General features: G+C 58.4%; 15 protein-coding genes. 11 read left to right on the plus strand and 4 right to left on the minus strand.

What is annotated here, in order from left to right:
• Positions 1-86: 86 nt before the first annotated feature.
• Complete coding sequence (locus tag VH413_08680) at positions 87-860, minus strand: class I SAM-dependent methyltransferase (protein ID HEX3798764.1); 774 nt, start codon at positions 858-860, stop codon at positions 87-89.
• A 346-nt stretch (positions 861-1,206) separates the two neighbouring features.
• On the opposite strand from VH413_08680, the gene VH413_08685 reads away from it, so the two are divergent.
• The 5 genes from VH413_08685 (at position 1,207) to VH413_08705 (ending at position 7,471) form a co-directional block, all read left to right on the plus strand.
• Entirely contained in the window at positions 1,207-2,514 is a 1,308-nt protein-coding gene (locus tag VH413_08685) for an NAD(P)/FAD-dependent oxidoreductase (protein ID HEX3798765.1), read from the plus strand.
• Between the two features lie 83 nt (positions 2,515-2,597).
• The gene (locus VH413_08690) at positions 2,598-3,023 is read left to right on the plus strand and encodes a hypothetical protein (protein ID HEX3798766.1); all 426 of its coding nucleotides are present in this window, start codon (positions 2,598-2,600) and stop codon (positions 3,021-3,023) included.
• Entirely contained in the window at positions 3,020-6,340 is a 3,321-nt protein-coding gene (locus VH413_08695; protein HEX3798767.1) for an MMPL family transporter, read from the plus strand. Before VH413_08690 ends, VH413_08695 begins: the two co-directional genes overlap by 4 nt.
• Before the next feature lies 1 nt (position 6,341).
• Positions 6,342-7,010 carry an outer membrane lipoprotein carrier protein LolA gene (locus tag VH413_08700; GenBank protein ID HEX3798768.1) on the plus strand — a complete coding sequence of 223 codons (669 nt, stop codon included), beginning with the start codon at positions 6,342-6,344 and terminating at the stop codon, positions 7,008-7,010.
• On the plus strand, positions 7,007-7,471 hold the full coding sequence (locus VH413_08705; GenBank protein ID HEX3798769.1) for a 3-hydroxyacyl-ACP dehydratase FabZ family protein: 465 nt from the start codon (positions 7,007-7,009) through the stop codon (positions 7,469-7,471). Before VH413_08700 ends, VH413_08705 begins: the two co-directional genes overlap by 4 nt.
• On the opposite strand, the gene VH413_08710 is transcribed toward VH413_08705, so the two are convergent.
• Positions 7,450-8,703, minus strand: coding sequence for a fatty acid--CoA ligase family protein (locus tag VH413_08710; protein ID HEX3798770.1), 1,254 nt, complete (start codon positions 8,701-8,703; stop codon positions 7,450-7,452). The genes VH413_08705 and VH413_08710 overlap by 22 nt on opposite strands.
• Before the next feature lie 69 nt (positions 8,704-8,772).
• On the opposite strand from VH413_08710, the gene VH413_08715 reads away from it, so the two are divergent.
• On the plus strand, positions 8,773-9,540 hold the full coding sequence (locus VH413_08715) for a hypothetical protein (GenBank protein HEX3798771.1): 768 nt from the start codon (positions 8,773-8,775) through the stop codon (positions 9,538-9,540).
• Between the two features lie 7 nt (positions 9,541-9,547).
• Here VH413_08715 and VH413_08720 read toward each other — a convergent pair whose 3' ends face one another.
• Positions 9,548-9,943 (minus strand): hypothetical protein, encoded by a 396-nt coding sequence (locus VH413_08720; GenBank protein ID HEX3798772.1) that lies wholly within the window; start codon positions 9,941-9,943, stop codon positions 9,548-9,550.
• Between the two features lie 2 nt (positions 9,944-9,945).
• On the minus strand, positions 9,946-10,692 hold the full coding sequence (locus VH413_08725; GenBank protein ID HEX3798773.1) for a glycosyltransferase family 2 protein: 747 nt from the start codon (positions 10,690-10,692) through the stop codon (positions 9,946-9,948).
• Between the two features lie 46 nt (positions 10,693-10,738).
• Between VH413_08725 and VH413_08730 the strand changes: the two genes are divergently transcribed.
• Genes VH413_08730 through VH413_08750 form a run of 5 tightly spaced genes read left to right on the plus strand, consistent with a single transcriptional unit; the run spans position 10,739 to position 15,081 of the window.
• On the plus strand, positions 10,739-11,803 hold the full coding sequence (locus tag VH413_08730; GenBank protein HEX3798774.1) for a radical SAM protein: 1,065 nt from the start codon (positions 10,739-10,741) through the stop codon (positions 11,801-11,803).
• Positions 11,804-11,816: 13 nt separating this feature from the next.
• Positions 11,817-13,055 carry a beta-ketoacyl-[acyl-carrier-protein] synthase family protein gene (locus VH413_08735; protein HEX3798775.1) on the plus strand — a complete coding sequence of 413 codons (1,239 nt, stop codon included), beginning with the start codon at positions 11,817-11,819 and terminating at the stop codon, positions 13,053-13,055.
• Complete coding sequence (locus VH413_08740; GenBank protein HEX3798776.1) at positions 13,052-14,083, plus strand: hypothetical protein; 1,032 nt, start codon at positions 13,052-13,054, stop codon at positions 14,081-14,083. Before VH413_08735 ends, VH413_08740 begins: the two co-directional genes overlap by 4 nt.
• A 3-nt stretch (positions 14,084-14,086) precedes the next feature.
• Positions 14,087-14,818 carry an SDR family NAD(P)-dependent oxidoreductase gene (locus tag VH413_08745; GenBank protein HEX3798777.1) on the plus strand — a complete coding sequence of 244 codons (732 nt, stop codon included), beginning with the start codon at positions 14,087-14,089 and terminating at the stop codon, positions 14,816-14,818.
• Entirely contained in the window at positions 14,818-15,081 is a 264-nt protein-coding gene (locus VH413_08750; protein HEX3798778.1) for an acyl carrier protein, read from the plus strand. Before VH413_08745 ends, VH413_08750 begins: the two co-directional genes overlap by 1 nt.
• The last annotated feature ends 358 nt before the right edge of the window (positions 15,082-15,439 follow it).

A 15,439-nucleotide genomic window follows, 5' to 3' on the forward strand; every position in this document is an offset into this window, starting at 1 on the left:
AACGGTTTGCCACCCCAACGCCCACTATCTTCAATTCCCTTAACTCTCTCAGTCCCCTCTCCGCGCCTCCGCGCCTCCGCGGTTAATCATCCTTTCCTGGCCACCACCAACAACGACTGCCCCACCGGCGGCGCGATTACCTTCTCCAGCCGCGATTCCCACGGGACAATATAATTATCAAAAAAGTGTATCTGCCCATCGCTCTGCGTAAGGCTCTTCGCCACGCGCGCATTCCACAACCACCCCCACACGCCGATGAAATTAAAATACCGCATCCGCACCATCGTCATCCCGGTCTTCCGCATCAACGCCGCCGCCGAGCCTTTTGAATAACGCCGGTAATGCCCCAACCGCCGGTCAATCTCGCCGAACAACCACGGAACCGCCGGAATCAGCAATACCAGCAACCCGCCCGGCGCGAGCCGTTTGCTGAACGTATTCACCGCCAGTTCGTCATCCTCCAGATGTTCGAGCACATTCATGCACACCACTGTATCCGCCTGATAATCCGCGCCCATGAACCGGTCCAACGATTCCGCCGTGATATTATAAACCTTCACGTTCGGCATCCCGCGAGTCTTCTCGGCCAGTTGCGCGTAACAATAATTATTCGGTTCCACGCTCACCACCGAATCCGCCACCCGCGCCAAATCCGGCGTGAAATTTCCGATGCCTCCGCCCACCTCCAACACTTTTCGGCCGAGATACGGCGAAATCATTTTGAATTGCCACTGGCGATAGTTGACAGCCTTCGCCATCTGCCGGAGGTCCTGCGCGAAAAAAGGGTCGGCCTCGATCGTGAACTCGTTTGTTGTGTCAATTCGTTGCACGTTGATGGGTGCCGTCAAGGCTCGCGCCATGCTAATCTTCCGACCCGCATTTACAAACTTTTTGTTCCACCCCCGCCCTCAATTTTTCCACCACACATAAGTCCTCCAGGACGACCGACAATCCAGGACGTGGTAGGCGGAGCTGGGGACTTCCCAAGTCCCGCAGGGACGGCAGACCTTAGCCCAGCAATTTATTGCTGGGTTGAATTCGCGTTTCAATCCAAGTCACGCAGGGACGAAAGAAATTCCCGCATGAAACCAGTGCCCACCCACTCGCGCAAATCTTCTCATTAACTCCCGGCTTTGTCCGATACGGCAATATGCGCCTCCCATCCCAAAACTTGCCTTTTAAGTCACCCTGCCTATATTGCTTTCAATGAGCAGCACCGACTACGATGTCATCATCATTGGTTGTGGCCCCGGCGGCAGCAGTGCGGCCACTTTTCTCGCCCGCGCAGGGCGGCGCGTCCTCGTCCTCGAAAAGGAAATTTTCCCGCGCTTCCACATCGGCGAATCCCTCCTGCCCTGCAACCAAACCATTCTCCGCGAAATGGGCGTGCTCCCCGAACTTCAAAAATCCGATTTCCCCCGCAAGTTCGGCGCGCAATTTTGCCTCGGCAACGGCACGATCAACACCCGTTTTATTTTCGGCGACGGCAAGTTCAACCGCGAACCGGAAACCTTCCAGGTCGAACGTGCGCGCTTCGATCACATCCTCCTCAAGCACGCGCGTTCCTGCGGCGCAGAAATCCGCGAAGGCTGGCAAGTCACGCGTTTCACTCCCGCCGAGGACTCAGTGACGGTCGAGGCCAATTCGCCCGACGGCCAGCCGCAAAAATTCACGGCGAAATATCTAATTGATTCCAGCGGGCGCGGCAATGTCACCGGCAATCAGGAAGGCACGCGCGAGATTGATCCCAAATTGAAAAAGCTCGCCCTGTTTGGGCACTTCCACAATGTCCGCCTGGATGAAGGCAGCGCCGGTGGCGATACCATCATCGTGCGTTTGGAGAATAAATGGTTTTGGATCATTCCCGTTTCGTCGGACAAAACCAGCGTCGGCCTCGTCATTGACAAAGATGAATTCAGCCGCACGTCCGGCACGCCCGAGGAAATTTTCAAGCAATGGATCGCATCCAGCCCCGTCATTGCCGAACGCATGGCCAATGCGGAATTGATTGACAGCATGAAAACGACCAGCGACTTCAGCTATCACAACCGAAGCCTCACCGGGCCGCGCTGGTTGCGCGTAGGCGATGCCGCCGGTTTCATGGACCCGATTTTTTCCGCCGGTATTTTTCTCGCAATGTGGTCCGGCAAGATCTCCGCTGAGATCTTGACAAAGAAGCTCAAGAACGGAGCGCCGGGCGGGCGGGCCTTTACAGCCTATGAAAAACGCGTGAAGCGCGGGTTGCGTTTTTATTGGCGCGTCGTGGAAAATTATTACACCACGCCGTTCATGGAACTTTTCCTGCAACCGCGCAACCACTTCGACCTGCCTTCGGCGGTGAGCGCCGTCCTCGCGGGCGAATTGGAAGGCGGTTTCGCCTTGCGCTGGCGGCTCGAATATTTTTTCCTGCTCGTCAAATTGCAAAAACGCTGGCCGCTCGTCCCGCACATTTCTTTCGCTCCCGTCGCGCCGATGAAAAAATCCTGCGCGCCGCGCGCCACCACCACCGTTTGAAACGCCACCACGCTCCACCCACGGGAACACATTTTTCGTCGTGCCGCCTCGCCGGCATGCTGCTCCTTTTTTGTTTTCTCGCCTTGTCCGCAACTTCCTGCCGCACTATTGCCCCGCTCGCTCCCGTCAATCTTTTGCAACCGGGCTGGCATGTGCGCCAGGGGCAAGCCGTCTGGAAACCGCCCGGCGCGCGTCCCGAACTTTCCGGCGAATTGCTTTTCGCCACCAATGACGACGGCGATTCCTTCATTCAATTTTCCAAAAGTCCTTTCGCGCTCGTGACCGCGCAGACTTCGCAGAAACGCTGGCACATCGAATTCGGTTCGGGCGATTATTCTTTCGGCGGCATCGGCCAGCCCTCCGAACATTTTGGCTGGTTCAAACTCGCGCCCGCGCTCGGCGGCGCGAAACTTTCTCCACCCTGGCATTTTGAGCGCACGTCCGACACCAACTGGAAATTGTCGAACATCCGCAGCGGGGAAATGCTGGAAGGTTTTCTCTCGCCGTGAAGTCGCGTCTCTGGCGATGGTGGTGGGTTCCGGCGCTGGTGTTGATCGTCATCGGCTTCGCGCGGCTGCGCTTTGACGTCGAAGTCCTCGACCTTCTGCCCGGCGATCTCCCTTCAGTTCACGGCCTCAAATTGTATCAGCAGGAATTTGCCAATTCCCGCGAACTGCTCATCACCGTCACTTGCCCGGATGCCGCCACTTCCGAAAGCGCTGCGCAATCCATCGCCGAAAAACTTCGCGCGCAAACCAATCTCGTCGCCCAGGTCACCTGGCAGGCACCGTGGCTTGAACATCCCGAGCAAACCTCCGAATTGATCGCGCATCTCTGGCTTAATCAACCGCCCGAAGTCCTTCGCCAATTCGCCGAACGCCTCGCCGAGACCAATCTTCCCGCCGTGCTCACCGCCACGCGCGAGCAACTCGCCACCACGCTTTCGCCCACCGACCTCGCGCAGTTGAGTTACGATCCATTTGGCTTCACGCGCCTGCCCGAAAATGTCATGGGCGCCGCCGCAGGTTTCGGCCAGGGCCAGCAGTTGTTCGCCTCGGCGAACGGCACGTTTCATCTGCTCTTCATCAAGGCCGCGACTGAACTCAAAGACTATCGCCAATGCAACGACTGGCTCAATCGCATCAAGGATTGCGTCAACACCGCCGTCCCACCCTCCGAAGCCACCGCGCGACAATTTTTAAAAATCGGTTACACCGGTCGTCCGGCTTTCGTCGCGGAAATTTCTTCGAGCATGCAGCATGACATGACGCTTTCCATCGGCGGCACGTCGCTGTTCATCGCGATATTATTTTGGCTCGCGCATCGCCGCGTGAAACCGATGTTGTGGCTGCTGATTTTGCTCGCGTTGATCTTGGCCGGCACATTGGCGATCGGCGGACTCATCTTCGGTACTATCAATGTCGTCAGCATGGGCTTCGCGGGAATCCTGCTCGGCCTCGCGGTGGATTACGCCGTCGTGCATTATCAGGAGGCCCTCGCGCATCCCGATCTATCCATCCCTGAAGTGCGCGGAGCGATTGCGCCCAGTATCTTTTGGGCGGCCGTCACCACCATCACCGCCTTCGTCATGCTCAACTTCGGAGGCTTGCCCGGCCTCGCGCAACTCGGCTCGCTCGTCGGCATCGGCGTCGCCCTCTCGGCGTGCGTGATGATCTTCGCCTTTCTGCCGCCACTGTTTCCCGAACGCAGAAAAAAACGTCCGGTCAATTCATCGCCGCCACTCGCCGCCAACATTGCCACGCCACCACTCAATCGCATTCGCGCTAATCTTGTTCTCGCCACTACCGCCGCGATCATCGCCGTTTGCTCTCTCAGCTTATTCACCGGCCTGCCAAAATTAGATCCCACCGCCAACTCGCTTCAGCCTCGCAACAGCCAGGCATACGCGACACTCGACACCATCAAGACCAATCTCAATCAGCAACGCGAGCCGCTCTGGTTTGTCGTCGAAGGCAAAAACGAAAGCGAAGTCAGCCGCCGTCTCAACGAAGTCGAACCGATTTTGCAAACCGCCGTCACCAATCATTTACTTACCGGCTTCACTTTGCCAACCATGCTTTGGCCGAATCCCGAAGCTCAAGCCGCCAACCGCGCGACGATTCAACAACTCGTCGCTGAGCGTTCCATTTTCCACACGAACGCCCTTGCCGGTGGTTTCAGCGCCGAGGCGCTGGGCTTGACCGATAGCATTCTCAACACCTGGCAAAATGCCGTCGCCACCACGAATGTCTTCTGGCCGACCAATCAGCTCTCGCAATGGATTTTCGAAAAACTTACCGCGCGCGCACCCGGCGAATTTTACGCGGCGGGTTTTATGTTTCCCTCGCCCGACACCGTTGCGCATCCGCATCCGCTTAACGAACTCGAATCGCAGCTTCCACACGATGGCGTCTGGCTCTCAGGCTGGGAATTGGTCGGCGGCAATCTGCTCGGTGTCGTGAGGAAAAATTTATGGAAGCTCGTCGCGCCCATGGTCTTTCTGGTTTTGCTTTCCCTCTGGCTCGCGTTTCGTCGCTTCACGGAAATCTTTTTCAGCCTCGCCATTCTTTTTTTAAGCGGCTTGATTTTATTGACCACGATGAAGTTCATGGGTTGGTCGTGGAATTTGCTCAACCTCATGGCGCTGCCGCTCATCCTCGGTACCGGCGTGGACTACAGCATCTTCATGCAACTCGCGCTGCGACGCCACCACGGCGATTTGCATCTCGCGCATATTTCCGTCGGTCGCGCCTTGCTGCTCTGCGGAGCCACCGCCGTCGCTGGTTTCGGCTCGCTGGCGCTGTCAAGCAATGCCGGCATGTCCAGTCTCGGCCAGGTGTGCGCCGTCGGCATCGCCGGCAACATGCTCATCTCGGTTCTGCTGTTGCCCGTGTGGTGGCGTCTAACGCATAAAACAAATTCAACCCCGCCGGATTCTTCAACGTCGCAACCTTCGTCGCTCTATCGCACCGGTCTCTGGTCGCTTGGACTCAAAGTCGCAAAAATCATTCCCACGCGTGTTTGTGCGATCATCGCCCCAATGTTCGCCGTGCTTTACCGGACGTTTGCGGCGCAACGCCGTGAAATCGTTTTCCAAAATCTTCTTCCGCTGGTGAACCATGACGAAACCGCCGCCCGCCGCGCCACCAATGAACTCTTCCGGCAATTTTCGCTCAAGCTCGCCGACCTCTGGCACTTCGAGGCCGGCGGCTCGATTGATCATTGGCTTGGCGATTGGCTCGGCTGGGACAGATTTTTAGCTGCCCACGCTCGTGGCAAAGGCGTTTTGCTCATCACGCCGCATTTGGGAAATTGGGAGTTTGGCGGCGCGTTTCTCGTCCGGCATAACATTGATCTCCTCGTGCTCACCCAGCCCGAACCTGAGGCGAGCCTTACCAAACTGCGCGAAGCCTCGCGTGCGCGCAAGGGCATCAAGACGCTCGTCATCGGCGAAAACCCGTTCGCCATCGTCGAAATTATCAAACTGCTTCAAGCGGGTGCGACGGTTGCGCTCCTGATTGATCGCCCGCCCCCTTCCAACGCCGCTGAGGTGGAATTATTTGGCCGCCCCTTTCTCGCCTCACTGGCCGCGGCGGAACTCGCGCGCGCCGCGGGCAGCGCGATCATTCCCGGTTACATTGTGCGCAAGGAAAATAATTATGCCGCGCAAATTTTGCCGGAAATTATTTACGACCGCGCGGCGCTGGGAAATCGCGCGGCACGCATCCGTCTCACGCAGGAAATTCTCCGTGCCTTTGAACCGGCCATCCGGCAGCATCTCACTCAATGGTATCACTTCGTTCCCATCTGGCCCAAACAACCGTAAAATGAAAAAAATATTTTTGCTCGCGGCCTTTTTTTGCGGCGCCCTTTCCGCTCGCGCCGCGGACACCAACGCCATCGTCAACGCCTGGCTCGGCGCGCAAACCAACTTGCAAAATTGGACCGCCGATTTCACACAGACGCGCTCGCTCAAGACGCTCACACAACCACTGACTTCGACCGGCCATCTCTGGTTTCAAGCGCCGAACCAATTTCGCTGGGAACTTCTGAAGCCCTCACACACCATCGCCTTGCGGCAGGCCGACGACATGTATGTCATCTATCCCCAACTCAAGCGTGCCGAGCGTTATCCCATCAACGCCAGCGTCCCCGGCGAATGGCGCGAGGCGTTGTCGCTGCTTGAAGCCGGATTCCCGCGCACCCGCGCCGACCTCGATTCGCATTTTCACATCGGCGCGCTTACCGAAACCAACGGCGCTTATCAACTCGAATTACTGCCCAATAGCGCGTTCGTGAAGAAAATGCTCACCGATATTCGCGTCGGGCTGGCCACCAACGATTTTTCGCTCACCAGCACCGAGCTGGTTTTTATTGATGGCTCGCGCATGCGAAATGATTTCACCAACGGCGTGATGAATTCAAAATTTCGCGATGGCCTGTTCGATTGGCAACCGCCTGCCGATTACAAAGTCACCGAGCCTTTCTCCAAATGAACGCCGATCAACTCGCCGCCGCCTTGCGCCGCCTGCCGCATGGCGCGGAATTTCGTTTTGTGGATCGCGTGACTTATCTCGAACCGGGCCGCCAGGGTGAAGGCGAATACCGTGTGCTCGGTGATGAACATTTTTTGCGCGGTCATTTTCCCGGCGAGCCGTTATTTCCCGGCGTGCTGCTCATTGAAGCCGCCGCGCAGCTTGCCGGGGTCATCGCGCAAAGCGATCCCACAATTCCTCCGCTGGCGAATCTCAAACTGACGGCGATGCGCGCCGTTAAAATTCTCGGCAGCGCGCACCCCGGCGAAACCCTTCAACTTCAGGCGCAAATCACCGGTCGCCTCGGCAATCTCGTGCAGGCGAGCGCGCAAATTTTTGTCATGGGAAATACCGTGATGAGCGGCGAACTCACCTTGAGCGGCGACGCCCCTGCCGATGCTCACCGCAACCCATCCACATAACGCTGACGCCACGCCGCGCGCGAAATTTTTCCCCGTTCATTGACCGGCAGCGATTCAACGAACAGCCATTTGCGCGGCACCTGCCACGCCGGAAGGTTCTGCTGCAAAAATGCTTTCAATTCATTTTCGTTCGACTGCGCCACCACGACTGCCACGATGACATCAGTGCGTCCCGCGTCTTCGCTCGGCGCGCCGAACACCAGGCAATCGCGCACCGCGAGGTTCAATCGCAACACCCGCTCAATCACCTCCGGCCCCACTTTGCGGCCGGCCACATTGATCAAGTCGGACGCGCGCCCGCGCAAATAAACGGCGCCGTCCTTCAACTCAGCCAAATCACTGGTCTGAAAACTTCCGTTGCCGAGCGCATCGTCAGAAATTGGCCAATACCTTTCCCCCGCCGCTGCGCTTCGCACAACCAAGCAGCCGCGCGAATTCAATTCCAGTTTCACATTGCGCATCGGCTGGCCAACACACGAATCATCCGTGCGTGGTGTGATGGCGGCATCGTAAGCAATCCCGCCGCACTCGCTCGCGCCATAAAAATTATGCACCTTAACGCCGGTGCTCTTGAAAATTTCCGCCTCAAGATTCATGGGCAACGGTGCGCCCGCGGAAATCGCCAGCCGCACATTCGCCGGCAATGCCTGTGCCTCATGCCACGCGCGCCATAACGCCGGCACTCCCGCCACGGTTAGCGCTATCTCCCCTTCCGCCGCGCGCCGCACCATTTCCGGCAGCGGATGAGACACATGAATCAAGGGAATGCCATGCAACAAGAGCGGCAGCACGAGATTTGAAAACCCGTACGAATGCGCCATCGAAATCACCGCGAGATTTGGCCATTCAACCCGCAATCCCATCGTCGCGATGATGTTCTGAACGTCCGCCTCCAACTGCGCCGCAGTGAACGCCACGCACCGCGACGGCCCCGTCGTCGCTGACGTGAGTTTCAGATGCGCAATATTTGGCGGCGGCGCGGGCACATCCGGGCGCATGGTTCCCGGCTCAAGCGGACAAACAACTTTCCCGTGACGCCAGCCTGCGAGAACATCCATCAGAAATTCTGGAAGCGTCGTGCGCGGAAAAATGATTTTTTCGTCAGACAGCGAAATCGCCTCAGCGGCGGCTCGCAGTTGGGTAAATGTCCAGCGCATGCCGCTGGCGGAATCGCGTATGGCGATTTCCCCCGGACGTTCCGCCACGACGGCGCACCAGCGTTTGTAAAGCATTGTCAGATTGGTAGCGCACGCCTAGTATCAGGCGCAAGTGTCATTTGTCGAATGTCGCAGCCGCACGAAATGTTAACCGCACCAAAGCCCGGCCAATCCGCTGGCGTCACGCCGCCCGCCAACAGCGCCCGCAAATTTATTTTCGAGCGCGATACGTTTGCTTTCGCGAATGAATTGGTCTGGGAATACATGTTCGATGCCACAACCGGCAAGACGACTTTTTCGCCGCGCCAACCCAAACCGGATTACACCCACCGCTGCTTCGTCGTGACGCGCGCCGTGCGGCAATTTTTTAATCACGCCCGCTTCGAGCCCAACCAGCGCGAAGCCAGCGCTGAAATATATCGCAGCCTGATCCGCGAAGTGTTGGCCCGCGAGCCGCGCATATTTTCTTCGCCCGACAGACAAATTATTTTTCCTGGCTATACCGGTTTGCGGAATTTCAGCCACGCGCATGAACATTTGCTCAAAGCGGAATGCGGCGGTGCGTGGCGCTCGTACGTTTTGCGCAGCCATTGGCGGATGGTTTTTCCCATCACGCGAAATCATCAAGTGGAGACTGCCGCGCGACTCGTCAAATCCATTCGCGAACGCACCACGGCCATCGTCCATCTTTTTCGTTTTCCCGCGCTCACGATGAATCACGGCATGATTCTTTTCAACGCGATTGAAACCGCCACCGGCCCTTCCTTTGAAGCTTACGACCCCAACGATCCCGCGCGGCCCACGTGGCTCTCATTCAATCGCGCCGAAAAAACTTTCACTCTCCCCGCGACCCGCTATTGGCCGGGTGGCAAACTCGAAGCCCTGGAGATTTACCGCAACTGGTGGTTTTAAATCGCCGCTATTCTTCCTTTAGCTCCTTCACATCCGCGCTGCTCGAATTATCTTCCACCTGCACAAAAGTTTTCTTTGCCGGGTTCCAAAAAATCGAGCCAAAAAATATCAACCCGCATAAATTAATACCGACGATGTAACCGATCTTGTAAAACCGTCCGTCGTTATTGGAATCGAAAATTTCCACGTCCTTGTCCATCACCAGCGTCGGCAATGCCATCGGCATCAGCGCGCCGTGCAACATGCCCCAGCAGAATCCGACCCGTTGTTTTTCTGGAAAGCAATGCGGCGAAGCCCATCCGTAAAACCAGCCGAACAACACCGTGACCAGAATAAATTTAATCGCCTTACCCCAGGGCAATCGCCGCCATAACGCCGATGCTTTTGCTGAGTCCTCAGCCATATTCAACTAACCACACCGGCGGTTTTTTTCGGCAACGCACCAGCACGATTGCCACTCGACGCCTGTTTCACATGCGAACGTCGCCCCTGCGCCAGCCACCAGCGAAACCACCGCACGCTGTCGCGCACCGGATGTATTTTGCTGCCGCCGGAATTATAAATCACCTGCACCGGCACAAACTCCACCGCGCAACCCGCCGCCAGAAACGACACCAGCATCTCCGATTCGATCTCGAAATGGTTCGTGGAAATTTGCACTTGCGCCAGCGTCTCCAAATGCACCAGCCGAAATCCGCATTGTGAGTCTTCAATCCTTTGCCCCGTCAACCGCGAAAGTCTCCGCGTCATCCAGCGATTCACCCACCGCCGCACCCACGGCATCCCCGCCGAATTGCCCAGACGATTTCCCACCACCAATTTCGCCCCGCTCATTTCCGCGCAACGGAAGAACCCCGGGATGTCCCCCGCCGCGTGCTGCCCATCTCCGTCCACCACAATCGCCCACGAAAGCCCGCATTCGCGCGCAGTTCGCCAACCCGTCTGCAACGCCGCGCCTTTGCCGCGATTTTCTTTATGCCTCACCACCCTCGCCCCCGCCGCCGCCGCCGCCCGCGCCGTGGCATCGGTCGAACCGTCATCCACCACGATCACGTGGGGCAAATGCGCGCGAACCGCCGCAACCACTCTTGCAATTTGCGTCTCTTCATTGAAACACGGAATCACCGCCGCGCATTGACAGACCCAGTCCATGTAGCGATGATACGGAATGGGCTACGAGTGCCAAAGCAAAAACTGCATGGTTCCACCTGCGCTCGCCGGGACTGAGGAATCCATGCTTGAATTTCCACCTTCTTTTCCGTCGCCGTCCGACCTCACGCTGACCGGCGACGCCCAAATCGCCTGGCATGAAACTGCCGCCGCCGCCACTCGCGCGCAATTTGGCCGGGAAATTTTCGTCCGCGCCGTCGTTGAAGTCTCCAATTTCTGCCGCGAGAATTGCGCGTATTGCGGAATGCGCCGCGACAACCGCAATCTCCACCGTTTTCGCGCGCACCACGAGCAACTCGCCGAATTGCTCATCCATCATCGCCCCGCCAGCGTGACCGACATCAATATTCAAGCCGGCGAAGACCCGGTCGCGATCCGCGAAGTCGTTTTGCCGCTCATCAAGACGCTCCAACAATCCACTTCGCTCGGCATCAGCGTTTGCCTCGGCACTTTGACGCCCGAACTCTATCGCGAATTGCGTTCCGCGGGCGCCTCAATCTACATCATGAAATTCGAGTGCGCCCTCGAACCGCGTTACCGCCAGATGCACGCGCCCGGACGGCTCGAAGAACGGCTCGAACACATCCGTCTCCTCGTGAACTCCGGCTGGAAAGTCAGTTCCGGTTTCATCGCGGGATTGCCCGGCCAGGAAACCGATGAACTCATCGCCGCGCTGGATCTTGCCCGCGCATTGCCGCTCGAAGGTTGCAGTGTCAGCCCGTTCATCCCCGGCGAAAGCACGCCCCTCAGCGGCAGCGCTCGCTCGAATCCCGATTGGACTTTTAATTGTATGGCCGCCATGCGCCTGATGCGTCCGCATTGGGTGATTCCCGCCGTGAGCGCGTTGAATCTCGCCGAGAAAAATGGCTATCGTCGCGGTCTGCGCGCGGGCGCGAACCTCACGACCATCAACCTTACGCCCGACGATATGCGGGGCGATTATGTCATCTATAAACGCGACCGTTTCATCATGACGGAAAATCGCGTACTCGACGCCATCGCCGCCGAGGGACTGTCGCCCTCCTCGCGCAGCCTGGCTGATCATTACCGCAACTCCGCTCCGTCCGTCGAAACCGCCGCCGTGCCGAATTGAATTAAATCAACTCGTGCTTTTTCCCCTCGCAAAAAAAGGTTCGCCTTGCCGCGTCGTCATCACGGGCGCCGGCATTGTCACCGGGCTTGGCCTCGGCTGGCGAACGAATGCCGATGGTTTTCGCGCCGGTCGCAATGCCTTCCGCAAAGTCACGCGCTTTGATGTTTCACGCCAGCGCGCGCAAATCGCCGCCGAGGTGGATCTGCCGCCCAACCCGCCTTCCACCCGCCTGTCACGTAGCGCCCGCGCTCGGCTCTCTCCGTCCGCGAGCATGCTTTTGTTCGCCGCGCACGAAGCCTGGACTCAATCCGGTTGGCAACCCGGCGAAAATCTTCCGCTCATGCTCGGCACAACCAGCGGCGCGATGTCCCTCGGCGAAGCCTATCTTCGCCAGGCGATGGAATCACCACGCTCCAAACGCCGCCAGCCAACGCGCGTCATCCATTATCAAATCCAGCGTGAAGCCTTGAACGTCTGCGACGCCTTTGGTTTTTCCGGCCCCATCACCATCATCGCCAATGCCTGCGCTTCGGGCGCGAATGCCCTCGGCCACGCGTGGGAATTATTGCGCAGTGGACGCGTCGAACGCGTTTTCGCCGGTGGATACGACGCCCTCTGCCAGCTCACCTTTTCCGGTTTTGATTCCTTGCAAGCCCTTTCGGCAGATCCTTGCCGTCCCTTTGACGCTCATCGCAACGGCCTCACACTCGGCGAAGGCGCGGCGATGTTCGCGCTCGAAACTCTCGATTCCGCGCGCCGCCGCAACGCCGAAATTCTTGGCGAGATCACCGGCTACGGCGCTTCCACGGACATCCATCATCTCACGCAACCGCATCCCGCGGGCGATGCCGCCTTCGCCGCCATGACCGCCGCCTGCGCTGCTGCCGCGACCACTCCCGAACAAGTGGATTATGTCAATGCGCACGGCACCGCCACCGTGCAAAACGACGGCCCCGAGGCGCTCGCCATCAGCCGCTGGGCCGGTGCATGCGCGGCGACTTTGCCGGTAAGTTCCACTAAAGCGAGCATCGGCCATTTGCTCGGCGGCGCGGGCGCAGTCGAAGCCGCCGTTTGCTTGATGGCGTTGCGCGAACAATGGCTCCCGCCGCAAATTGGAACGGGAACTGCCGACCCCGCCTGCGCTTTCTCCCTCGTGCGCGAGCCAAAAGACGCCCGCATCAATGTTGCCCTGACCAATTCCTTCGGCTTCGGTGGCGCTAACGCCTCACTCCTTCTGCGGAGGTGGTCATGAGCGCCATTTTGATTCGCGGAATCGGCGCCGTGTCTCCCGCTGGCTGGGGCGTACCCGCCTTGCGTGATGCGCTCGAAAAAGAAATTGCCCTTCCCACTCAACCGATCGTGCGCCCCGGCTGGACTCAACCCCTGCTCAATCGTCCTGTCCCGCCCTGCACCACTCGCCCCGCTTGCCTGTCCTACCCGCGCTTGCGCCGCACCGGCGCGCTGACCCATCATGTGGTCGCTTCCGCTTTTGAAGCGATGGGCGAAGATGCCGCCAAAATTCAAGCCGGCAAAATTCGCATCGGCATTATCGTTTGCCTGATGGCCGGCAACGTCGCCTACTCGCGGCGATTTTATGAAGAAACTTTGCGCGACCCGGCCAGCGCCAGCCCGATGATTTTTCCCGAAACCGTTTTCAACGCGCCTGCCAGCCACCTCGCCGCTTGCCTCAATTCCACCCAGGCCACGCACACCATTGTCGGCGACGACGGAACTTTTCTACAAGGTGTCGCGCTCGGGGCGGATTGGATTGCGAATGGCCAGGTGGATTCCGCCGTTGTCATTGGCGCGGAGGAAATGGATTGGATCGTCGCTGACGCCTTGCGCCTGTTTCATCCACAGACTATTCACGGCGCGGGTGCGGGCGCGCTTTATCTAACGGCCACGCCGGGCGAACCGACGCTCGCAAAATTAAATTGCGTCACCGATTCATTTTTATTTACCGCCGATCAAAGCCGCGCTGATGCCGCACGAAATATGCGCGCGCAACTTCCGTCGTGCGTCTTGCGCGAAGTGCTTTGTCCGAGCACGCAGGGAATTTCCAAATTGGATGCGCCCGAACACCATGCGTGGCTCGATTGGCAAGGTCCGCGCCGCCTGACCCGCACGGTTCTCGGCCAGGCTTTCGCCGCATCCGCCGCGTGGCAATGCGTCGCCGCGTGCGATGCCATCCAATGCGCTGCTTTCTCCGCCGCAAACGTGAGCGTGCTCGGCGTCAATCAACAGGCCATCGGCGCGCGATTCGCGCGGACGGCTTTTTAGGCGATGAACTCACGGGTCATCCTCATCACGGGCGCGAACGGTGGACTGGGTCTCGCCTTTGGCCGCGCCTTCCTTGAAGAATCGCCGGGAAATATTATCTGGCTCGCCATCCGTAATGACCGTACTCGGGCCGATGAACTCGCCACCGCGCATGCCGATCGCTGCCGCGTGTTGCCGTTGGATGTCGCCGATGCCGCCGCATGGGCCGAAGCAATCAAACAAATTTTAACTAAAGATCAGCGCGTGGACGTGCTCGTGAACAACGCGGGAAAGCACGACGACGTTCTCCTCGCGCAGATGTCGCCAGAATCCTGGCGCGACGTGATGAACGTCAATCTGGATGGTGTTTTTCACGGTTGTCAGGCAGTCTTGCCGGCCATGATCAATCAACGCGCCGGACGCATCGTGAATATTTCCTCGCTCAGCGCCCTGCTCGCGCCGCCGGGCCAGACGAACTATGCCGCCGCCAAGGCCGGCGTAGTGGCCTTGACCCAATCACTCGCAAAGGAAGTCGCGCGCATCGGCATTACTGTAAACGCAGTGTGCCCCGGCTATGTGGACACCGCCGCGTTTGCCAGTTTGAACGCCGAGGAACGCAAAGCCATCCAGGCAAAAATACCGATGCGCCGTTTTGGCCGCCCGGAGGAAGTCACGTCGGCGGTGCTGTTTCTCGCGAGTGCCGGCGCCAGCTACGTAACCGGCTCGATTTTGAAAGTTGACGGAGGAATTCTCTAATGGACGAACTCAAAGAACTGAAAGACCAGATCAAAACCATGATGGTGGAAAACCTCATGCTGCAAATGACCGCCGCTGATATCCAGGACGACCAGCCGCTGTTCGGCCCGAACAGCCTCGGCCTCGATTCCGTGGATGCGCTGCAACTCGTGGTCGCGCTCGATAAAAATTTTGGCCTGAAAGTCCCCGACCCCGCCGCCGCCAAACAAATTCTCCACAACGTCAATACGATGGCCACCGCCGTTGCCGACCTGCGCAAATAGCGCAAAGAGTTTAATTCACCCGCAGCCGTTCCAGCGCCGCGATGCGTTCCTCCATCGGCGGATGCGTGGCAAACAACGCCATGAACCTCTGCGTCGAGTCGGAAATTTTCAGGCCATCCAAAGTCCCGCAGGACAACTGACAATCAATCTAGGGTATGGTAAGGCGGAACCACCGTGGCGCGACCGCGCCGCTCCACCCCTTACTCTAACCTGGTAGGGCTGCGCGGCAGCGCACTCGTGTCCAGCTATAATTGAAAGGGTGGTCATAATCTTCATATTTTATGCGGGCAAGCTGAAGGTGGGGGCTGTTACCGACATGGAGTTTGAGTTGAAAATTTTGGGCTTTTTCCCCCATTCC

The organism is Verrucomicrobiia bacterium (genome assembly GCA_036268055.1).
GTDB lineage: Bacteria > Verrucomicrobiota > Verrucomicrobiia > Limisphaerales > Pedosphaeraceae > DATAUW01.